Source organism: Pseudarthrobacter sp. alpha12b, assembly GCF_054130495.1.
In genome coordinates this window covers 2,892,381-2,911,158 of the sequence record NZ_CP196746.1, presented here as the reverse complement: position 1 = coordinate 2,911,158, position 18,778 = coordinate 2,892,381, and the positions used below count along the sequence as shown (strand labels likewise).

General features: G+C 66.2%; 24 protein-coding genes. 9 read left to right on the top strand and 15 right to left on the bottom strand.

The genetic code is table 11. From position 1 onward, the window contains the following. Positions 1-58 precede the first annotated feature (58 nt). Together ACTAQI_RS13425 and ACTAQI_RS13420 are read right to left on the bottom strand one after the other, a co-directional pair. Positions 59-853 (bottom strand): carbon-nitrogen hydrolase family protein, encoded by a 795-nt coding sequence (locus tag ACTAQI_RS13425; RefSeq protein WP_457946510.1) that lies wholly within the window; start codon positions 851-853, stop codon positions 59-61. Further along, entirely contained in the window at positions 853-1,089 is a 237-nt protein-coding gene (locus ACTAQI_RS13420; RefSeq protein ID WP_141945842.1) for a DUF2630 family protein, read from the bottom strand. Before ACTAQI_RS13420 ends, ACTAQI_RS13425 begins: the two co-directional genes overlap by 1 nt. 85 nt (positions 1,090-1,174) lie before the next feature. Between ACTAQI_RS13420 and ACTAQI_RS13415 the strand changes: the two genes are divergently transcribed. Next, entirely contained in the window at positions 1,175-1,573 is a 399-nt protein-coding gene (locus ACTAQI_RS13415) for a hypothetical protein (RefSeq protein WP_457946509.1), read from the top strand. Here the strand turns inward: ACTAQI_RS13415 and ACTAQI_RS13410 are convergent. The 8 genes from ACTAQI_RS13410 to ACTAQI_RS13375 form a co-directional block, all read right to left on the bottom strand. After that, on the bottom strand, positions 1,570-1,902 hold the full coding sequence (locus ACTAQI_RS13410) for a DUF202 domain-containing protein (protein WP_457946508.1): 333 nt from the start codon (positions 1,900-1,902) through the stop codon (positions 1,570-1,572). The two genes, ACTAQI_RS13415 and ACTAQI_RS13410, sit on opposite strands and share 4 nt — an antisense overlap. 3 nt (positions 1,903-1,905) lie before the next feature. Beyond that, positions 1,906-2,256 carry a YidH family protein gene (locus ACTAQI_RS13405; protein WP_457951058.1) on the bottom strand — a complete coding sequence of 117 codons (351 nt, stop codon included), beginning with the start codon at positions 2,254-2,256 and terminating at the stop codon, positions 1,906-1,908. Positions 2,257-2,364: 108 nt separating this feature from the next. Beyond that, on the bottom strand, positions 2,365-2,547 hold the full coding sequence (locus ACTAQI_RS13400) for a hypothetical protein (RefSeq protein ID WP_457946506.1): 183 nt from the start codon (positions 2,545-2,547) through the stop codon (positions 2,365-2,367). A gap of 13 nt (positions 2,548-2,560) precedes the next feature. Then, complete coding sequence (locus tag ACTAQI_RS13395) at positions 2,561-3,151, bottom strand: hypothetical protein (protein WP_457946505.1); 591 nt, start codon at positions 3,149-3,151, stop codon at positions 2,561-2,563. Next, positions 3,148-3,717 (bottom strand): RNA polymerase sigma factor, encoded by a 570-nt coding sequence (locus tag ACTAQI_RS13390; protein WP_457946504.1) that lies wholly within the window; start codon positions 3,715-3,717, stop codon positions 3,148-3,150. The genes ACTAQI_RS13395 and ACTAQI_RS13390 overlap by 4 nt, the downstream gene beginning before the upstream one ends. A 15-nt stretch (positions 3,718-3,732) precedes the next feature. Then, the gene (locus ACTAQI_RS13385) at positions 3,733-4,278 is read right to left on the bottom strand and encodes a hypothetical protein (protein WP_457946502.1); all 546 of its coding nucleotides are present in this window, start codon (positions 4,276-4,278) and stop codon (positions 3,733-3,735) included. A gap of 327 nt (positions 4,279-4,605) precedes the next feature. Beyond that, positions 4,606-5,808 carry an L-2-hydroxyglutarate oxidase gene (gene lhgO, locus ACTAQI_RS13380; protein ID WP_457946500.1) on the bottom strand — a complete coding sequence of 401 codons (1,203 nt, stop codon included), beginning with the start codon at positions 5,806-5,808 and terminating at the stop codon, positions 4,606-4,608. A gap of 66 nt (positions 5,809-5,874) precedes the next feature. After that, the gene (locus ACTAQI_RS13375) at positions 5,875-6,234 is read right to left on the bottom strand and encodes a YnfA family protein (RefSeq protein WP_457946499.1); all 360 of its coding nucleotides are present in this window, start codon (positions 6,232-6,234) and stop codon (positions 5,875-5,877) included. Positions 6,235-6,288: 54 nt separating this feature from the next. On the opposite strand from ACTAQI_RS13375, the gene ACTAQI_RS13370 reads away from it, so the two are divergent. From ACTAQI_RS13370 to ACTAQI_RS13360, 3 genes are all read left to right on the top strand, one after another. Beyond that, the gene (locus ACTAQI_RS13370; RefSeq protein ID WP_457946498.1) at positions 6,289-7,314 is read left to right on the top strand and encodes an LLM class flavin-dependent oxidoreductase; all 1,026 of its coding nucleotides are present in this window, start codon (positions 6,289-6,291) and stop codon (positions 7,312-7,314) included. Between the two features lie 143 nt (positions 7,315-7,457). Then, positions 7,458-8,555: a ferredoxin reductase gene (locus ACTAQI_RS13365; protein WP_307423376.1), complete on the top strand. Its 1,098-nt coding sequence runs from the start codon at positions 7,458-7,460 to the stop codon at positions 8,553-8,555. Between the two features lie 13 nt (positions 8,556-8,568). After that, positions 8,569-9,753 (top strand): fatty acid desaturase family protein, encoded by a 1,185-nt coding sequence (locus tag ACTAQI_RS13360; protein ID WP_457946497.1) that lies wholly within the window; start codon positions 8,569-8,571, stop codon positions 9,751-9,753. Positions 9,754-9,824: 71 nt separating this feature from the next. On the opposite strand, the gene ACTAQI_RS13355 is transcribed toward ACTAQI_RS13360, so the two are convergent. Next, positions 9,825-10,919, bottom strand: a complete 1,095-nt coding sequence (locus ACTAQI_RS13355; protein ID WP_457946496.1) for a cation diffusion facilitator family transporter — start codon at positions 10,917-10,919, stop codon at positions 9,825-9,827. Continuing rightward, positions 10,916-11,293, bottom strand: a complete 378-nt coding sequence (locus ACTAQI_RS13350) for an ArsR/SmtB family transcription factor (RefSeq protein WP_457946495.1) — start codon at positions 11,291-11,293, stop codon at positions 10,916-10,918. Before ACTAQI_RS13350 ends, ACTAQI_RS13355 begins: the two co-directional genes overlap by 4 nt. 165 nt (positions 11,294-11,458) lie before the next feature. Here ACTAQI_RS13350 and ACTAQI_RS13345 point away from each other — a divergent pair, with 165 nt between their 5' ends. After that, positions 11,459-12,295, top strand: coding sequence for an alpha/beta fold hydrolase (locus ACTAQI_RS13345; RefSeq protein ID WP_457946494.1), 837 nt, complete (start codon positions 11,459-11,461; stop codon positions 12,293-12,295). A gap of 60 nt (positions 12,296-12,355) precedes the next feature. Here the strand turns inward: ACTAQI_RS13345 and ACTAQI_RS13340 are convergent, their stop codons facing one another. Together ACTAQI_RS13340 and ACTAQI_RS13335 are read right to left on the bottom strand one after the other, a co-directional pair. Beyond that, positions 12,356-12,736, bottom strand: a complete 381-nt coding sequence (locus ACTAQI_RS13340) for a response regulator transcription factor (RefSeq protein WP_457946492.1) — start codon at positions 12,734-12,736, stop codon at positions 12,356-12,358. A gap of 88 nt (positions 12,737-12,824) precedes the next feature. After that, on the bottom strand, positions 12,825-13,568 hold the full coding sequence (locus ACTAQI_RS13335) for an ANTAR domain-containing protein (protein WP_457946491.1): 744 nt from the start codon (positions 13,566-13,568) through the stop codon (positions 12,825-12,827). Between the two features lie 325 nt (positions 13,569-13,893). Here ACTAQI_RS13335 and ACTAQI_RS13330 point away from each other — a divergent pair, with 325 nt between their 5' ends. From ACTAQI_RS13330 to ACTAQI_RS13315, 4 genes are all read left to right on the top strand, one after another. Beyond that, positions 13,894-14,487: an adenylate kinase gene (locus tag ACTAQI_RS13330; protein WP_457946490.1), complete on the top strand. Its 594-nt coding sequence runs from the start codon at positions 13,894-13,896 to the stop codon at positions 14,485-14,487. 45 nt (positions 14,488-14,532) lie between these two features. Next, positions 14,533-15,411, top strand: coding sequence for an NAD-dependent epimerase/dehydratase family protein (locus ACTAQI_RS13325; RefSeq protein ID WP_457946488.1), 879 nt, complete (start codon positions 14,533-14,535; stop codon positions 15,409-15,411). A 124-nt stretch (positions 15,412-15,535) separates the two neighbouring features. After that, positions 15,536-17,392: a S8 family serine peptidase gene (locus ACTAQI_RS13320; protein WP_457946486.1), complete on the top strand. Its 1,857-nt coding sequence runs from the start codon at positions 15,536-15,538 to the stop codon at positions 17,390-17,392. Between the two features lie 157 nt (positions 17,393-17,549). Then, the gene (locus ACTAQI_RS13315) at positions 17,550-18,347 is read left to right on the top strand and encodes a phosphatase PAP2 family protein (protein WP_457946484.1); all 798 of its coding nucleotides are present in this window, start codon (positions 17,550-17,552) and stop codon (positions 18,345-18,347) included. 34 nt (positions 18,348-18,381) lie between these two features. Here the strand turns inward: ACTAQI_RS13315 and ACTAQI_RS13310 are convergent, their stop codons facing one another. Continuing rightward, positions 18,382-18,699, bottom strand: a complete 318-nt coding sequence (locus tag ACTAQI_RS13310) for a MerR family transcriptional regulator (protein ID WP_457946482.1) — start codon at positions 18,697-18,699, stop codon at positions 18,382-18,384. Positions 18,700-18,778: the final 79 nt, after the last annotated feature.

Below are 18,778 nucleotides of genomic sequence, written 5' to 3'. Positions count from 1 at the left end.
CCGCCGTCGTACGCTCTCTTGCCGCCTGTTTCGAAGCTATGAACGGCACCTCACCAGCTCAGAACCTGCGGGCGTTGGCCAGCACCGGCAGTTTGGCCCGTACGTCGTCCACGGCGGAGGGATCGATATCGACCACGGCGAGCTCAGGCTTCCCGCCAAGGGCCACCACCGCCTTACCCAGGGGCGTGACGACGGCGCTGTGGCCGATTCCCGTGGGTGCCGTGCCTGCGGGACCGGCGCCAACGGTCTCGGGATCGCCCTGTCCGCAGGCGACCACGAACGTGGTGCTGTCCAGCGCCCGGGCGCGCACCAGCAGATCCCACTGTTCTGCCTTGCCTTCACCGGCGCCCCAGGAAGCGCACACGATATTCACCTGCGCGCCCGCGTTGGCGTTGGCCGTGAACAGGTCCGGAAAGCGGACGTCGTAGCAGGTAGCCAGGCCGAACACGGTCCCGTCCAGCTCAAAAGTCACCGGCGCTTCCCCTGCATCAACCGTCTTGGATTCGGTAAAGCCAAAGGCGTCAAAAAGGTGGACCTTGTCGTAGGACGCCTCCACCCCGGGCCCGGTGACCAGCAACGTATTGCGGACCCGGCCGTCTTTCCCCGGAGTGAACATGCCGGCCACCACCGTGATGTCCAGTTCATTGGCAATCCTGCGGACCTCGCTGGCCCACGGGCCATCAACGGGTTCGGCAATGTCCTTCAGGGAATGGCCAAAGGCGCGCATGGTGGCCTCCGGGAAGACCACCAGCTGCGCACCGGCGTTTTTGGCCTGGGAGGCATATTCCCAAATGAGTTCCAGGTTGGCGGCGGTGTCGGCACTGCTGATGATCTGCGCTACTGCAATACGCATTACTGCCTGTAGCCCTCAACCTCGCTGATGGGGCGGGCTTCGGCGTCGTTGGGGTTTTCCCCGGAATCCTTCTTGGCCCGGCGCTGGCGCAGCAGGTCCCAGCACTGGTCCAGGCTTTCTTCCACGTACTTGAGTCGCGCCTGGTCTGGCGCCTGCCCGTCTCCGGAGCCCTCGCGCAGCGAGTGCTCCTCCTCCACCAGGGCTTGGATGTGCGTCAAAATATCCTGATCATTCATGGCTTCCCCTTACTCCGGTCCGGTCTCCTTCAGCGTACGGATCAGGTGCTGAAGCCACCAGTCCCCGCGCTGTACCATCAACTTCATGCCCACTGCGCTCGATATGGCAGGTCCCATCCTGGAAGTGCTCACCTGGTTGTGCCTGCCCGCCGGACTGGGACTGCTCTTCTACACCGGATTCCTCCGCCGCTTCGTGCACCCCTGGGACGTGGCCGAGGCCGTGGTGTATTCGGATTCCACCGGGGTGGGGTTCCGCTGGTTCGACCGGAAGCACCAGGTGCACAAGGCGCCGATGTCCCCTTACGACATCAGGGACATGGCTGTGGGGGACACCCTCCCCATCTACTACCACCCCAAGCGCCCAACGCAGTGGCAGACCACCGCGCCGGAGGAAGCCGGCAGGACGGCGTCGGTCCTGGGCCGCTGCCTGACGGCGATCGGCACGGTGGCACTGCTGGCCGGCTTCGTCCTGCCGATGTTCTAGCTGACCAGGACCACCATGATGCCCAGGCATCCAAGGGCGACTCCCGCGAAAGCGGTCCACAGCACGGCGGGCAGGTCGGCTTCGATGCTTTCGCCCGCAAGGCCGTGGGACCTGGCCTGGTACCGGCGGCGCTGCGTGAGGTAAATGGCGAGGGCTGCGCCACCGGAAACCACCGGCAGCATCAGGATGGGTGGCCCGTACGTGGGGAGCCAGCGTAGGAAGAAGGCGCTCGCGGTCACCAGCGCCAGCATGGTCCGGCCCCATGCGAGGGCCGTCCGCTCGGGCTGCAGGCCGGGATCGCCGTGGGGGCGGGGGGTGCGGGATGCCACAGATCAGCGCCAGAGGATGAAGACAAGTACGACGGCGGCAGCCAGCGCGCCTGCCCCGGCCAATAGCGGCACAAAGAGCGGCAGCGGCAGCGGGGCCTTGGTGCGCATGCTCCGCTCCACCCGGAGCCACCGCACCGCAGCACCACCGCTGAGCATCATGCCCAGCAGAAGCAACAGGACGGCCAGGCCTTTCCGGACCGGCTCAATGAAGAGGCCGGAGGTGAACGCCTCGATGGCGATGCCACCTGCCAGCAGCGCAAGCGACGTCCGGATCCAGGCCAGGAAGGTGCGCTCGTTGGCAAGGGTGAAGCGCGGGTCCGGTTCCTCGCCGCCGGGCAGCAGCCGTTCGGCCATTCTTCCGCGCGACGGCGGGACGGTTGGCCCGGGCGGCTGCTCACTGTTGATCACCGGGCCAGTTTAGCCGTGGCCGGTTCCGGCTTCCCCGCTCTCAGCTTCCCGCTGTCAGCCCAGGACGCGCCTGCAGAGCGCCAGCGAGTTCGTGCTCAGGCCCGCAAACATCGTGCCGGGGCGGACGGACAGGACTTGCCAGCCCTCTTTGGACAGTTTCTTCAGCTGCTTGGCCTGCTGCCGTGGACGATTGTCCACCGGGACGGTGATGTACTCGTATTCCGCATGGTTGTCCATGCCGGGACTCCTTTCAGTGCGCTTTGGGTTTGGGTTGGGCTGCGTTGCCGGCAGGAGCGCCAATGTCCTGCCCTGGCTGCGCGGGCCTGTGTGCCGGGACGGGATTGGCGGCCGGTTGTCCGGGTTCAGCCCCGGAGCGGCCCGGTGTGCCTTGTGCCGGTGCGGGCAGGTCCGGAACGTGCGCGGGTGCCTGGGGTGAACCCGGGTCACGGCCCTGCCCGGGTGCGTGTTCTCCGGGATGCCCCTGCTCTCCCGGATGTCCCGGGGTGACCGCTTCCACAACGGAGGCGATGACCTGTTCGGCGTTCCCGCGAAAGTTTGGGTCAGCCGCGGCGACGGCCGCCGTGCCGATGCCCATGCACGCAGCCACTGCCAGCGCCGTAAGTGCGGTGCGGCGGCGCTTACGTTCCCGGAGCGCGTCCATGTTTGCCGGAGCTGTCCCCATGAGGGCAGCCAGGCCGGCGGAGGGAAGCACGGTTGGCCCCTCCGCGAAGCGGTGCAGGTCCAGCAGCGCCGCTTTCAGGTCCTGTGCGTCGTCATTGTTTGTTTCACGGAGCAGATCCTCGATGATTTGTTCGTCGTGAGGTGTGTGGCTTGTGGTCATCCCGGCACCCCCTCTTTTACCTTGAGCTGTTTCCGGAGGCTGGCCAGCGCCCGGTGCTGGAGTTGCATAATGGCCGCCGGTGATTTGTGCATGATGGCTGCGACATCCTTCACGGACAGTTCCGCGATGATGCGCAGCCGAAGGACTTCCCGGTGGTCCTCGCTGAGGCCTGCGAGCATTGCCAGTGCGTTCGCTTCGGCATCACCGTCCACCACGAGGTCTTCAGCCGACGCACTGAGGCGGTGGTCTTGTGCGGGGTCGTACTCGATCGGGACGGCTGTCCTGCTGCGGCGCCGGTGATGGTCCACCAGGCGCGCGTGGGCGATGGAGAAGACCAGGACCCGCAAGCCCTCCTGTCCGCCATGGACCGACACCAGCCTCGGGTACAGCGCCAGGAAAACATCGTGGGTAACGGCATCGGAATCTTCCACGCCTCCTGCCCGCAGGTAGCCTGCGACGGCAGCGGACAGGGATCGGTAAACGGCGGTAAACAGTGACGCATGATCGCCCTGGAATGCTCCCACCCAGCCGCCGGTGTTCGGATCCGTTCCCGGTCCCCAGGACATCCTGTGCCCCCGGTTCTAGGGTTTCCCTGCCGCGGCAGGTTTGTGTGCTTGTCCCTTGCCGGCCTGGGCGGAGGGTGTCTCCTTCGGTGACGACGGGCCGGAGGCTCCCGGCTTCTCCGGGGTTTTCGGGCGGTTTCCGGTTGACTGGCCCGGAACCGGAACGGACGTGCAGTACGCGGCAATTCCCGCGCTGCCGTTGGCCGCGTCTGATAAGGCCTGGTATGCCGTTGACCCTGAGTCCAGCCCTCCGGCGGTGAACGCCGTGCAAAGGCCGAATGCGGCTGGACCGGTGGCGTCCGGGCCCACTGGGGCTGCATCCGGATGCGGACCCGGTGCTTCGGCAGCCTTCTCCTTCCCCGTGGGGGCATAATCTGGCTGCTCCGCCGTCGTGGGTGCTGCCGCCGGTGCCGGGGGTGCAATGGCGTCCTGACCGCCCCGCAGCACTGGAGCTGGAGGTGCCGTGGTGTAGGCCACGGTTGCCGCGCCGCCGGCGGCGATGGTTGCGCCCGCCACAAGCCCGGCCGCTAGTTTGCTCGTCACGAATGCGGTAAAGAACGGCATGAAGTCCTCCAATATGAACTGGCGATCCTGGACGTCTGGTCCATATCCAAGTAATCGCCGGACGGAGACGAACCTGACGCGGAAAGCAAAAAAACTGCGGCTGAACCTGAAAGATTTGATCAAGGCGGCGAGAGCAGGATCCCTTTCTGATCGTGATGCCCGGGCGCGGGACTTCGCGCCCGGTAGCCGGATCTTACGAAGGGAGCAGGGCCGGCGAACGAGTAGCGGGTACCCGATTTGGCCGGCTCAAGCACGTCACCGGTATCCCGGCTACTCGGTTTCAGCACGGGCGCCTTGTGGTTCCTCGGCAGCGTCCGCGGTTGGTGATCAGCCGGCGCGGGTGAAGATTGCTTTTCCGGCGAGGTAGTTCCCGATGGGCAGCGCGGCAGTTGCAGCAGGGGAGGGGGCATTCAACACGTGGATCATCCGGTCCGTCTCGGCCAGCAAAAAGTCGTGAAGGAGTGTGCCGTCCCGGCGCACCGCCTGTGCCCGGATGCCTGCCTCGAACGGCAGCAGGTCCGCTTTGGCCAGGCCGGGGGCGTATTTGCGGCATTCCTGCAGGTAGCTTCCCTTGAACAATGAGTTCCGGACTTCGCGCACCGCAGTGGCGGTATTGGACCTGGCCACGTGCCACAGTCCGGGAAAGCGCAGATACCGGCCCACGTCCTTGAGGTCCACCGAGAACTTGGGGTAGCCCTCCCTGGCCAGGCCCAGCACCGCGTTGGGTCCCACGGTGATGCTGCCGTTGATGGTGGGAGTGAGGTGCACCCCCAGGAATGGAAGCTCCGGGTCAGGTACGGGGTAGATCAGGTGGGTGACATAGTCCGATTTGCTTTCCGGCAGCTCAAAATACTCCCCGCGGAAAGGGATGATCTGGACGTCGATATCCATTCCGGCCATTTCCGCCAAGCGGTCGGACTGCAGGCCCGCACAGGCCACCAGGCGGCGGCAGGAATACAGGGCATGGCCTATGCCAACCTCCACGCGGTCGGAATGCTCCACGATGGAGTCCACTTTGGCTCCGGTGATGACCCGGCCGCCGGCAGCGGAGATGAGTCCGGCCAGCTTCCGCGCCACTTCCCGGTAGTCCACGATGCCGGTGCTGGGAATGAACAGCGCGCCCAGGCCTGAGACGTTGGGCTCCCGCCGGTTGAGTTCCGCCTGGTCCACGCGCTCGCAGTCCAGCCCGTGGACGGCCGCGCGTTCCTCCAGGCGATCGAGCCGCTCCAGCTCCACGGCCGATGTGGCTACCAGCAGCTTGCCGGGCTCGGCGTACCTGATCCCGTGCTCCCGGCAGAACTCCTTGGTCTGTTGCGACCCCGCCTTGCTGAACCGGGCCTTAAGGCTGTCCGGGGCGTAGTAGATCCCGGAATGGATCACGCCGCTGTTGTGCCCGGTTTGGTGTGAAGCAAGGGTCGCCGCGGCCTCGAGCAGGACCAGCGAGGCTCCCGGCTGCTTCTGGAGCAGCTGGTAGGCCGTTGCCAGCCCCACGATTCCGCCGCCAATGACGCAGTAGTCCAGCCGCTCCACAGGGCCCGCCTTTCGTTGTGGCTAGATTTTAGCCACGGCCTGCTGTTTTACGCTCCACTCCGCTGTTCATCCGCCGCTTCGCGGTGCAAACATGATCACGGCAACGCCCAGGAGGCAGACCAGGGATCCGGCGATGTCCCACCGGTCCGGGCGGAAGCCGTCAAAGGCCATTCCCCATACCAGGGAGCCGGCCACGAACACTCCGCCGTAGGCCGCCAGGATCCGGCCAAAATGGGCATCCGGCTGGAGCGTGGCCACGAAACCGTAGGCGCCCAGGGCCACCACGCCCAGACCGGCCCACCACCAGTCCCTGCCCTCGCGGACGGCCTGCCACACGAGCCAGGCGCCCCCTATTTCAGCTGCAGCAGCCAGCACGAACAGCACAATGGTCTTGACAAGATTGACAGTTTCGCCCGGAATACCCACGCAGCCATCATCCCAGCCGGGAATGCAGCTGTTGGCCGGACAGTTGGGGGAGGTATGGAACGTATCGGATTCCTTTCATTCGGCCACTGGGGCCCCGGCCAGGGCTCCCGCACCAGGACGGCGGCGGACGCCCTGCTCCAGGGCATCGAACTTGCAGTCGCCGCTGAAGAACTCGGAGTGGACGGCGCGTTCTTCCGGGTCCACCACTTCGCCCGGCAGCAGGCGTCGCCCTTCCCCCTCCTGTCGGCCATCGCCGCCCGCACCAGGCGCATCGAAATCGGCACCGGCGTGATCGACATGCGCTACGAAAACCCGCTGTATATGGCGGAGGAAGCCGCGGCTGCAGATCTGATCAGCGGCGGCAGGCTGCAGCTGGGCATCAGCCGCGGTTCGCCCGAACCGGCGCGCCAGGGCGCCTCCGCCTTCGGCTATGTGCCCGGGGAAGGGGAGACGGATGCCGACATGGCCCGCCGGCACACCGAGGTTTTCCGCAAAGCCATCAGCGGCGCGGGCATGGCCCAGGCCGACCTCCGCTACGCCGGTGGTGCCACCGGGCTCCTCCCCATCCAGCCCCAGGCCCCGGGCCTGGCGGAACGGATCTGGTGGGGTGCGGGCACCCGGAAGACCGCCATCTGGGCCGCGGAACTGGGGATGAACCTGATGAGCTCAACCTTGCTGACCGAGGACACGGGCGTCCCTTTCCACGAACTCCAGGCGGAACAGATCCAGCTGTTCAGGGATTCGTGGCAGGCAGCCGGCCATGCCCATCAGCCAAGGATTTCGGTCAGCCGCAGCGTCCTCCCCATCGTGGATGAGGAGGACAACTACTACTTCGCCGGGAGTGCCCTCCGTGACGGCCGCGACCAGGTGGGCGTCATTGACGGCCTGACCTCCCGGTTCGGCAAGAGCTACGTAGGCGCACCGGACCTCCTGGCGGAGCAGCTCGCAGCCGATGCCGCGGTGCAGGCGGCCGACACGCTGCTGCTGACCGTCCCCAACCAGCTGGGCGTGGACTTCAACACCAAGCTCCTGGGCAACATTGCGCAGTTCGTGGCGCCGGCCCTGGGATGGAGCCGATAGGACGCTGGGAACTTTTTGCGAGACCGAACCGTTACTCTTAGAGTGCGGTGTGGGGGCTTCGCGCCCTTACTACACTGTGACTGCTGAACGGTCATAAGACGGAGAGAGAGAAATATGGCTCGCGCCGCCCTAGGCTTAGACGCATGATCCGGCTACGACAGCTGGCCCAGGCGGCTTCAGTACTCACCACGCCTTTGACGCCAGAAGACGTCCTCTCGCTATTCAACCCTGTCTACTCGGCCCGGCAGCTCAGAGGCGTGGTCACCCGGGTGGTCCAGGAGACCGCCCAGTCGGCAACCATCTTCTTCCGCCCCGGCCGCGGCTGGAAGGCCCACCTTGCAGGGCAGTGGGCCCGCATCGGCGTCGAACTCGATGGGGTCCGCCACTGGCGCTCCTACTCGCTCAGCGCCCCCGCCGGCAAGGACCCGGCCATCACCGTCACCGACGTCGGCGCCGTCTCCGGCACCCTGGTGCGCACCACCAAACCCGGCGATGTCCTGTTCCTGGCCCCGCCACAGGGTGACTTCGTACTGCCGGAGCATCCCCGCCCCCTTCTCATGGTCACCGCGGGCAGCGGCATCACTCCGGTGATGTCCATGATCCGTACCCTTGTGCCGCGGCGTCCGGATGCCGACGTCGTGCTGGTCCACTCGGCCCGCACTCCCGGCGACAGCCTGTTCCGTGAGGAACTTGCGGAGCTCGCGGACCAGTTCCCCAACTTCCGGCTGGCGCACTGGTACACCGGCGAGCAGGGCCGGATGGACTTCTCCAGCACCAGGGAACTGGACGAAATCTGCCCCGACTGGAAGGAACGGGCAGCCTACGCCTGCGGCCCGGACAGTTTCCTGGATGACGCCGAGGCGTTGTGGAAGCGGGCAGCCCTGACCACGCGCGCCCCCGGGACCGACGTTGCCGTGGCCGGAGACGCCGGGAACCTGATGATCGAACGGTTCAACACCACATTCAACGCCGGGGTGGGGCACGACGGCGGCCTGGTCACCTTCGAAGCCTCGGACCGGGAAGTGGAGGCCGACGGCGACACCCCCATCCTGGACATCGGCGAGGACGCCGGGGTGCTGATGCCCAGCGGATGCCGCATGGGTATCTGCCACAGCTGCCTCACCCCGCTGCTGGCAGGGCAGGTCCGCGACCTCCGCACCGGTGAAATCCACGGTGAACCCGGCCAACTGATCCAAACGTGTGTCTCGGCAGCCGCCGGACCCGTCAACCTCGAACTCTGAGGAGCAGCACCATATGACTGTCATCTCACCCGCAAAAACCACAGCCGCCGCAGGCGCCAACGCCGGCACCTCCAGGACGCGCCCCGGAAAGCTGGCAGAGTCGGGAAGCCCCAGCGTCCGCCCGCCGGCTGCCGCCCACCTCACCGACGAACAAGTGGCGGAGCTGGGCCGTGAGCTCGACGCCATCCGGGACGAGATCCTGGGCAAGCGTGGCGCTGAAGACGCCGCCTACATCCGCCGGATGATCAAGATCCAGCGCGGCCTGGAACTGTCCGGACGCGCCGCCCTCCTGGTCAGCAAGAACAAGGCTGCCTGGGTCACGGGCACCACGCTGCTCAGCCTGGCCAAGATCCTGGAAAACATGGAACTGGGCCACAACATCCTGCACGGCCAGTGGGACTGGATGCGGGACCCGGACATTCACTCCACCACCTGGGAGTGGGACTTCGTCACCCCGTCGAGGTCCTGGCAGCACACCCACAACGACCTGCACCACCGGTGGACCAACGTGGTGGGCAAGGACAACGACGTCGGATACAACCTCCTGCGCATGGATGAGCAGCAGCCGTGGAAGCCCATCAACCTGGCCAATCCACTCTTCAACGCCATCCTGGCACCGGTCTTCGAGTGGGGCATTGCCATCTACGACCTCGAACTGACCGAGTACAAGGAAGGTACCAAGTCCAAGGAAGCCCTGCTCAAGGACCTCAAGGCCCTGGGCAAGAAGGTCGTCACCCAGTTCACCAAGGACTACGCCGCGACCCCCGCCCTGGCCATGCTGACCGGCTCGGCGAAGCAGGCCCTTTTCGGCACCATCGCAGCCAACGCCATCCGCAACGTCTGGGCCCATGCGGTGATCTTCTGCGGCCATTTCCCGGAAGGCACCGACACCTTCACGGAGGAGATGGTGGACGGCGAGACCCGCGGCGACTGGTACGTGCGCCAGATGATCGGTTCGGCCAACATCTCGGGCTCCAAATTCATGCACCTCATGACTGGCAACCTCTCCCACCAAATTGAGCACCACCTCTTCCCGGACCTGCCTTCGAACCGGTACGCCGAGGTGGCACCCAAGGTCCGCGAGATCTGCCAGCGCTACGGCCTGAAGTACACCACCGGGCCGCTGCTGAAGCAGGTGGGTTCGTCCTGGGCCAAGGTCTTCAAGCTGGCACTGCCCGGAAAAGCTGCCCGGGCCTAAGCCGGAGGGCTTTAAGCGAGAAGTGACCCGGCGGCCTATGCCCGCCGGGTCACTTCTGCGTTGGGCGCCGGTTACCGCCGGGTGCCGGGAGCCAGGAGCATATGGTCCAGCTTGGGCAGGGCATGCCGCAGCCGGTGGTCGGCGCGGTCAAGGATCTCCTCCGCCTGCGACAACTCCATGTTGGCCAGTTCGATGCGTGCCGAACCCTGCAACCGGTGGCCCGACCACCGCAGCTGCAGGTGTTGGACTGCCAGGACGCCCGGCGTCTCCTCCAGCGCCGCCTGGGCACGGGAGACCAGTTCCGGTTCAATGCCGTCCATGAGCCGCCGCCCGATGCTCCGGATGGTGCCCCACAGCAGCACCATGATGGCTGCGGAGATGATGAGCCCAACGATCGGGTCCGCCAGCGGAAAGCCGAGCATGACGCCGATGGCGCCGATTACCACGGCCAGCGAGGTGAAGCCGTCCGTCCGGGCATGCACACCGTCCGCCACCAGCGCCGCAGACCCGATCCTGCGTCCAACCCGGATGCGGTACATTGCCACGGCTTCGTTTCCGGCGAAGCCGATCAGACCCGCGGCCATGACCCAGCCCAGGTTCTGCAGCGGCTGGGGATGGATCAGCCGGTCCACTGACTGCCAGCCGGCCACGACGGCGGAGAGGGCCACCACGGCCACGATAAACAGGCCGGCCAGGTCCTCTGCCCTGCCGTAGCCGTAGGTGTACCGGCGGGTGGCCGCCCTCCGCCCCAGGATGAAGGCAACCCACAGGGGCACCGCTGTGAGCGCGTCGGAAAAGTTGTGGATGGTGTCCGCCAGAAGTGCCACCGAACTGCTGAACAGGACCACCAGGAACTGCAGCACCGTGGTGGCCAGCAGGACGAACATGCTGATCTTCAGCGCCCGGATGCCCTCGGTGCTGGCCTCCATGGCGTCGTCAATGGAATCGGCGGCGTCATGCGTGTGCGGAACGAACAGCTCGATCAGCCAGCCCTTGAAACCGGAATGGTGATGGTGGCCATGGTCATGACCGTGGTCGTGGTCATGCGGACGTCCGTGCTCGTGGCCGTGCGGGTGGTCATGATCATGGTCATGGTGGTGCCCGCCATGCCCCTCCGCGTGGGGGTGTCCGTGCGTGTGCGTTGACTCCTGGTGCGGCCCGCTCATGAGGCACTCCTTTGCGCAGGGTGGTTGGTGACTCGGTGGTGGGCCGGCTCTCCGCCAAGGGCATGCTCGGCCTGGAAGATGGCATCGGCCACAAGCTGCCGTGCGTGCTCGTTCTCCAGCCGGTACAGCACCCGCGTTCCGTCCTGCCGCGTGGACACCATCCGTGCCAGGCGCATCTTGGCCAGGTGCTGGGACACTGCCGCGGGGGACTTGCCCACCACGTCGGCCAGGGCCCCCACGGCCATTTCCCCGTCGCGGAGCGCCAGGATGATCCGCACCCTGGTGGCATCCGCCAGCATGGCGAAGACTTCCACGGCCAACTCCACGTACTGGCTGTCCGCTCCCAGGGAGCAAGCATTCTTATCTGCATTCATGCGCATATAGTGTCATAGCTTCCGCCGCAGTGCACCCTGGTGGGTGCCGCCGTCGTCAAATAACGTGTGCTGGGGTGGAGGCGCGCGTCCTAAAGTAAGAGGTGCAGGGCCTGGCGCTCCGCCGGACCGCTCCGATCAGATCAGTCTCGAAAGGAATTTGCCTCCATGGCTTTCATCACCGTAGGTACTGAGAACAGCACTGACATCGAGCTCTACTATGAGGACCACGGCTCCGGCCAGCCTGTTGTGCTGATCCATGGTTACCCCCTGGACGGATCATCCTGGGAAAAGCAGACCGTGGCCCTTTTGGCCGCCGGGTACCGCGTCATCACCTATGACCGCCGCGGCTTCGGCAAGTCCAGCAAGCCCGCCGAGGGCTACGACTACGACACCTTCGCCGCTGACCTCAACACCCTGCTCACCACCCTGGACCTGAACGACGTGGTGTTGGTGGGCTTCTCCATGGGCACCGGCGAGGTGGGCCGCTACCTTGGCACCTACGGCTCCGCCCGGGTGGCCCGCGCCGCGTTCCTCGGGTCCCTGGAACCGTTCCTGCTCAAGACCGATGACAACCCCGATGGCGTCCCGCAGGACGTGTTCGACGGCCTCAAGGAAGCGGTAACGGCCGACCCCTACGCGTTCCTGGGCAACTTTTTCAAGAACTTCTATAACTCCGACACCTTCCTGGGCACCCCCCGCCTCAGCCAGGAAGCCGTCAACGCCAGCTGGAACGTGGCCGCCGGAGCGGGGGCCACGGCCTTGGTCGCCGCCCAGCCCACCTGGCTCACGGACTTCCGCCAGGACATCACCAAGATCGATGTTCCGGCCCTGATCGTCCACGGCACCGCCGACAACATCCTGCCCATCGACTCCACCGGCCGCTTGTTCGCCAAGGCGCTGCCAAGCGCTCAGTACGTGGAAATCGAGGGTGCCCCGCACGGCCTGCTGTGGACGCACGCCGCAGAGGTCAACGAGGCACTGCTCGGCTTCCTTTCGAGGTAGGAAAAACACGCTTCCGACGGCGGCGCGTGCCGCCGTCGGACGCGGCAGGAAACCGGGGGGTCACCCGCAGGATTCGCCCGCTATGTGCGGCTCTGCTGAAACAGCCGCGGGGCAGAGCTGAACGGCGAGGTCTTTCAGTTCCTTCGGATGGAAAGGCTTGGTGAGGTAGCCGGCAGCCCCTGACGCCATGCCGGCCAGTACGTCGTCCTCCTCGGAGCGGGCCGTCAGGAACAGCAAGGGTGCGGCGCTGAGGGCGCGGATGGCGCGGGCCACCACGTGCCCGTCCATGTCGGGAAGGCCAAGGTCCAGGGTGACCAGGGCGATGGCGGGATCAGCCGCGGCGGCGATGGCGTCCGCGCCTGTTCCCGCGGTCCTGACCTCAAAGCCTGCACGCGACAGGATCACCCCGATCAGGCCGCGGATATCGTCGTCATCTTCCACGACAAGGCAAACACGTTTCATCAAGCCCCCCGGCGAAAAGTTGGCACCAGTCTACCGGGGGCAGAAGACACTGTTGGGGACCGCCGCCCTAGCCGTCGTAGTGTGTACGCGCAGGGCCCTGGCCCAGCGAATTGACCACAGCGGCAGCCACATCATGCAGCTTGGAGTTGCGCGTGCTCGAAGCTGTCCTCAGGATGTCGAAGGCGTCCTGCTGGCTGCAGCGGTTCTGGGCCATGATGATGCCCACCGCCATATCGATCACCGTACGGGACTCCAGCGTGGCACGGAGGTTCGCGGCCGTTTCGCTGTAGTGCGCAAAGCGCACCGCAAGCCGCAGTGCCAGCGAAGTCTGGCTGACGAAATCCTCGGCGAACTCCAGCACGCGGCCTTCGAAGCGGCGGGCACGGCGGGAATACAGCAGCAGGGCTGCCTTGGTTTCCCCTTCAAGCCGGAACGGAAGCGCCGCAACCGAGCGCACGCCCTGGGCAATCACGGCGGTTGAGTATTCCGGCCAGCGGCCGTCCATGGTGATGTCCGTAACGTGGACAATCTCCTGTGCTGTGGAGGCTGTTTGCCCGGGCGTCTCGGCGAACCTGTGCTCAAGCCGTCCGATGGTCTTTGCCTCCGGGCTGCTGCTGGCTACAGTGGCGGTCTTCCGCTGCCGGAGCAAGGTGATGGCGCACAGCATCTCGTCGCCGGGCTCGGAAAGGTTGCGGGCGGACACCTGTGCAAGTTCGTTGAGGAACTCCTCAACGTCGGAGCTGTCAAGGACCAGTTCATGCAGGTGCTCGGTAATAGATGTATCGGTTTTTGCTGTTGACTCGCTGGCCACGGGTTCTTGGTGCCATTCGCTCAGGTCAAAACGAGCCGGCAACAACACACAAACGCCCCGCAACTGGGCGGGGAGCCGGTGATGGTCGCTGGATCGACGAACTTTCCAACGGCCTGCTGCTAAACCGATATCCAGAGTATATACATTCCGCGCAGGGCGGAGCCCAAATCCGCCGGCCCGTACCGCCGTTTGCTGGCGCCAGACAGGGGCCAACCGGCACAATGAAGCGGGAGCCGGTACTGCCTCCGCCGGCCCGTCGACTCTGGGTCCCCGCCGCCGGGCAGGGTGGCAACCCAACGGCTCGCCGCCGCGGAAGGACAGGGATATGACCAGGCTTCTCATCATCGGCCCACCGGGCTCCGGCAAGGGAACGCAGGCCGAACACCTGGCCCGCCACTTCGGCGTCCCTGCCGTTTCCACCGGCGACATCTTCCGGAACAACGTCAGCCGGAAGACGGACCTGGGGAACCAGGCCGCCCGGTACCTGGACGACGGCCATTTCGTGCCGGACCACCTCACCAATGAACTAGTGAAAGACCGGCTCCTGGAAGGTGATGCGAGGCATGGGTTCCTGCTGGACGGCTATCCGCGCACTGCGCCGCAGGCAACGGAACTGGACAGCATGCTCGCTGCCCAGGGCCATGAGCTGGACGCCGTCATCGAACTGCAGGCGCCGGATGCAGAACTTGAGGAGCGGATGCAGCGGCGTGCTTTGGAACAGGGGCGCACCGACGACACCATCGACGTCTTCCGGCGCCGGCTGGACCTCTACCATCAGCAGACGCATGAAGTAGTCTCGGTGTACGCGGGCCGGGGCATTCTGGTGTCCGTCAACGGCAGCGGCGATCCGGGCGGGATAACCGCATCGGCGATCGCCGCCGTCGAACGGTTCCTCGCAGCCCCGCGGCCCCCGTCCTGACCGAAACACCGCACGGTGAACGCACTCCAACAGAAGGAAACACTGATGAGAATTGCCGTTACAGGCGGAAGTGGAAAACTGGGGCGGCACGTGGTGCGCCGGCTCACCGACGACGGCCACCAGGTCCTCACCCTGGACCGCGCGGGTGCCCGCAGCCCGGAACTGCTGGTGGTGGACCTGCGCAACTACGGCCAGGTGGTGGACGCGCTGCTGGGCGTGGATGACCGGCATGACGGGTTCGACGCCGTGGTGCACCTGGGTGCCATCCCCGCCCCGGGCATCCTTCCGGACGCGGCCACGTTCGAGAACAACATGCTGTCCACCTACAACGTCTTCCAGGGCGCACGCCGGGCCGGCATCAAGAAGGTGGTGTACGCCTCCAGCGAGACGGTGCTGGGGCTGCCGTTCGACGTCGACCCGCCCTACATCCCGGTGGACGAGGAATACCCGCCGCGGCCGGAAAGCACCTACTCACTGGTGAAGACCCTGGAGGAGCAGATGGCGGTGGAAATGACGCGGTGGGACCCGGAATTGAGCATCACGGGCCTGCGGTTCTCCAACGTCATGGACGAGGCCGATTACGCCAAATTCCCTTCCTTCGATGCCGACGCGACGCTGCGGAAGTGGAACCTGTGGGGCTACATCGACGGCAGGGACGGTGCGCAGGCCGTGGTCAAGGCATTGGAGAACGCCAAGCCAGGGTTCGAGGCCTTCATCATCGCCAACGCGGACACAGTCATGAACCGGTCAAGCGCCAGCCTTGCAGCTGAGGTGTTTCCCGGCGTCAAGGTCACCAAGGAACTGGGCGAGCACGAAACGATGCTGTCCATCGACAAGGCGCGGCGCCTGCTGGGATACGAGCCCGAGCACAGTTGGCGGAACCACGCATCAGTCGGCTCCAGCACTGGAGAAAGCCAGGGATAATCCCCGGTCCGCAGCAACCGCCAAGGGTTGGCACAGGATCATCCAAGGAGCCGGAAGCCGTGCGCTTCCGGCTCCTATCCTTTTGGTACAGCCATCTTTTGCCTGTTCCTGCGGCGGATTCCGCGTGCCGGGGAGTGGGCCCTGCCACCACAAGGACCCCAAAATTCGTACCCGCCCCTTCCTGCTGCCTGCCCTCACGGCGCTGCTCGCCGCCGTCGCCCTTTCCGCGGCGTCCCTGCCCGCTGCCGCTGCGCCTGCACCTGTTGCCGGCTCAGGCCGCTACATCGTCCAGTACGCCCCCTCTGCCGACCTCGCCGCCGAGGTGTCCGGCCTGCGCGGCCAGGGCCTCGCCGTCGGCCGCACTTTTGAGCACGCGGTCCGCGGCGCGGTCGTCACCGCCAACCCCGCCCAGGCCGCAGCCCTTGCCAGGTCCGCGAAGGTCCTGTCCGTGGAGCCGGACGCCCCCGTCAAGCTTTCCGGGACCGAACAGCCCGCACCTTGGGGCCTGGACCGGGCCGACCAAAGATCCCTGCCGCTCTCCGGTACCTACTCGTGGACCGGCGCCGGCGCCGGCGTGACCGCATACGTGGTGGACACCGGCATCCTGGCCTCGCACACCGACTTCGGCGGCCGGGTGGCGGCGGGCTGGACCGCCGTGGCAGACGGCAAGGGCACCACTGACTGCAACGGCCACGGCACCCACGTGGCCGGAACGGTGGCCGGGTCCACGTACGGCGTCGCCAAGAGCGCCACCCTGGTGCCGGTCAGGGTGCTGGACTGCAGCGGGTCGGGCTACAACTCGGACGTGGTGGCCGGCCTGGACTGGATCGCCGCGAACCATGCAGCCGGGACACCCGCAGTAGCCAACCTCAGCCTGGGCGGCGCGGCCAGCACCACGGTGGACAACGCCATCCAGGCGGTCCTGGCAGACGGCGTCACCACCGTGGTGGCCGCAGGCAATTCCGCTGCGGACGCCTGCACGGGTTCACCTGCCCGCGTCCCCGGAGCCGTCACGGTGGCAGCCAGCGACTCCGCCGACAAGCAGGCATCGTTCTCCAACTTTGGATCCTGCGTGGACTTGTACGCCCCCGGCGTCGGCATCACCTCCGACTACTACACCTCCACCACGGCCACCGCATCCATGTCCGGAACTTCCATGGCGGCTCCGCACACCGCCGGTGCCGCCGCCTTGCTGCTGTCGCAGAACCCCGCCCTGGCACCGGCCGACGTGTCCGCGGAGCTGGTTGCCAACGCCACACCCGGAGTGATCACCGGCGCCACCACCGGAACACCGAACCGCCTCCTGTACACGGGGGCGGTGGCTGCTCCTGCGCCCGCTCCTGCCCCGCCTGTCGCCTCGATTTCACCGGCCGCCAAGGCCGCGGCAGTTGCAGTGGGCACCAACGTGACGGCCACCTTCAGCACCGCCGTCCAGGGCGTGTCCGCCGGCACCTTCGCGCTCAGGAACGCCGCGGGGGCCACCATCGCCGCCAGCGTTACGTACAACACCACCACCAGGACGGCCACCCTTGACCCGGCAGCAAACCTCGCTGCCGACGCGACCTACACGGCCACCCTGACAGGTGGAACCTCAGCCATCCGGGACGCTGCAGGCACACCGCTGGCCACCACCAGCTGGACGTTCACCACCGGCCCCGCGCCCACCGTCACCAACTACAGCCCGGGCAGCAGCGCGCTCCTGGTCCGCAGGAGCAGCAACGTCAGCGCCACCTTCAGCGAAGCAGTCCAGGGCGCCGGCACCGCCACCTTCACGCTGAAGAACGCTGCCACCGGCGCTGTGGTGGCCGCATCCGTCTACCGCAACGGCACCACCAACCAGTGGATCCTCGATCCCCAGGAGCCCCTGGCCGCCAAGACCCGGTACACAGTCACCCTGACGGGAGGGGCCGCCGGGATCCGCGACCTGGCCGGCAATCCGCTCACCGGCCGGAGCTGGCAGTTCACCACCGGCTCGTTCTAGCCGCCTGGAATCCGGACGGGGAGGGGCGCCCGGGGTGGGCGCCCCGGGCTGCGTGATGGAGTGAATGGCCTTTCAGCGGGATAATCTTCAGCCTAGGCATTCCACACAGCACGCACGTACGGCGTGCATTCAACAGGGCGCAGGGACGGGCAGCACATTGGCACATGAATCAGCAGGTTCCGCAGTCACGGAAAAAAACTCCGGAAGGTGGCACACCTTCCATGAAAAGTTCGTGGTGGAGGAGCGCTACATCGACCCTGCCGACCGGCGCCGCCTTTACCGGGCATCGGTCATCCTGGCCGTGGTGGGGCTGGCACTCTTTGTTGCCACGCTGATCAGCGTGCTGCAGGCCGACGGACTTTCCGTTGCCGACCACCCTGTGCATGACTGGCTGCTGACAACGCGTTCAGGGGCAGCGACTGCCATCATGATTTTCCTGGCCGTGTTCTTCGGCCCCATTGCCCTGCCCATCATCGTGCTGGTGGTGATCCTGATCTGGGGATTTGCAGCCAAACATGCCTGGCGCCCCATCCTGCTGGCGTCCGCGATGCTGACCGGGGTGATCATCTCGCAGATCATCCTGCACATCGTCCAGCGCTCGCGCCCCCCCGTTGACCAGATGCTGTTCGGTGCGGACCAGACCTTTTCGTACCCGTCCGGGCACGTCCTGGGAGCCTGCGACTTCCTGCTGGTGGGCGCCTACCTGATCTTCTCCCGGCGGCGGAACCCGCGGGCAGCGGTCTTCGGCTTCATTGGGGCCGGGATCGGGATCGTCCTTGCCATCGCCAGCCGCCTCTACCTGGGCTACCACTGGCCCACGGATACCCTTGCATCGTTCTCCCTGTCGCTGCTCATCCTTGGCGGAGTCATTGCACTGGATACCTGGCGGACGGCGAGGATCCCGGGCGAACCGGTCACAGGAGAGCTGTCCAGGGAAGAATCCGCCCGGGAGTGAAACCTCCCCGGACACGGGCCGGGAAGAGACTATCTCACTGCTGCCGGGACCTGGCGCGCTTCAATGCCCGGTGGAGTTCCACATTTGCCGCCTCAAGCTCCAGGACCTTGGCAACGCCTGCCAGGTTCAGCCCCTCGTCAAGGAGCTGGCCGATCCGCAGCAGCACGGCAATGTCGTCGTCACTGTACTGGCGCGTTCCGCCCGCTGTCCGCACCGGCGTCAGCAGCCCCTTGGTCTCGTAGAGCCTGATGTTCTGCTGCCCGGTTCCCGTCAGCTCCGCGGCCACCGAAATGGCGTACAGGGCCCGTGAACCGGGGGAGCGTGCGCCCCGTCCCGCAGCAGGATCTGCCATTCTTACTCCCGAAAATCGCCCCGGCCCGTGTCTTGCTTCAGTTTCCCACGAGTGCTATAAAAAATCTATATTCACCACC

What these genes read in the sequence shown, in the direction of transcription:
- ACTAQI_RS13355 (WP_457946496.1), bottom strand. Translation starts at nt 10,919, where the DNA reads ATGAGCGGGCCGCACCAGGAGTCAACGCACACGCACGGACACCCCCAC.
- ACTAQI_RS13330 (WP_457946490.1), top strand. Translation starts at nt 13,894, where the DNA reads ATGACCAGGCTTCTCATCATCGGCCCACCGGGCTCCGGCAAGGGAACG.
- ACTAQI_RS13345 (WP_457946494.1), top strand. Translation starts at nt 11,459, where the DNA reads ATGGCTTTCATCACCGTAGGTACTGAGAACAGCACTGACATCGAGCTC.
- ACTAQI_RS13405 (WP_457951058.1), bottom strand. Translation starts at nt 2,256, where the DNA reads ATGGCCGAACGGCTGCTGCCCGGCGGCGAGGAACCGGACCCGCGCTTC.
- ACTAQI_RS13310 (WP_457946482.1), bottom strand. Translation starts at nt 18,699, where the DNA reads ATGGCAGATCCTGCTGCGGGACGGGGCGCACGCTCCCCCGGTTCACGG.
- ACTAQI_RS13415 (WP_457946509.1), top strand. Translation starts at nt 1,175, where the DNA reads ATGCCCACTGCGCTCGATATGGCAGGTCCCATCCTGGAAGTGCTCACC.
- ACTAQI_RS13390 (WP_457946504.1), bottom strand. Translation starts at nt 3,717, where the DNA reads ATGTCCTGGGGACCGGGAACGGATCCGAACACCGGCGGCTGGGTGGGA.
- ACTAQI_RS13425 (WP_457946510.1), bottom strand. Translation starts at nt 853, where the DNA reads ATGCGTATTGCAGTAGCGCAGATCATCAGCAGTGCCGACACCGCCGCC.
- ACTAQI_RS13395 (WP_457946505.1), bottom strand. Translation starts at nt 3,151, where the DNA reads ATGACCACAAGCCACACACCTCACGACGAACAAATCATCGAGGATCTG.
- ACTAQI_RS13350 (WP_457946495.1), bottom strand. Translation starts at nt 11,293, where the DNA reads ATGAATGCAGATAAGAATGCTTGCTCCCTGGGAGCGGACAGCCAGTAC.
- ACTAQI_RS13385 (WP_457946502.1), bottom strand. Translation starts at nt 4,278, where the DNA reads ATGCCGTTCTTTACCGCATTCGTGACGAGCAAACTAGCGGCCGGGCTT.
- ACTAQI_RS13365 (WP_307423376.1), top strand. Translation starts at nt 7,458, where the DNA reads ATGATCCGGCTACGACAGCTGGCCCAGGCGGCTTCAGTACTCACCACG.
- ACTAQI_RS13360 (WP_457946497.1), top strand. Translation starts at nt 8,569, where the DNA reads ATGACTGTCATCTCACCCGCAAAAACCACAGCCGCCGCAGGCGCCAAC.
- ACTAQI_RS13325 (WP_457946488.1), top strand. Translation starts at nt 14,533, where the DNA reads ATGAGAATTGCCGTTACAGGCGGAAGTGGAAAACTGGGGCGGCACGTG.
- ACTAQI_RS13370 (WP_457946498.1), top strand. Translation starts at nt 6,289, where the DNA reads ATGGAACGTATCGGATTCCTTTCATTCGGCCACTGGGGCCCCGGCCAG.
- ACTAQI_RS13420 (WP_141945842.1), bottom strand. Translation starts at nt 1,089, where the DNA reads ATGAATGATCAGGATATTTTGACGCACATCCAAGCCCTGGTGGAGGAG.
- ACTAQI_RS13400 (WP_457946506.1), bottom strand. Translation starts at nt 2,547, where the DNA reads ATGGACAACCATGCGGAATACGAGTACATCACCGTCCCGGTGGACAAT.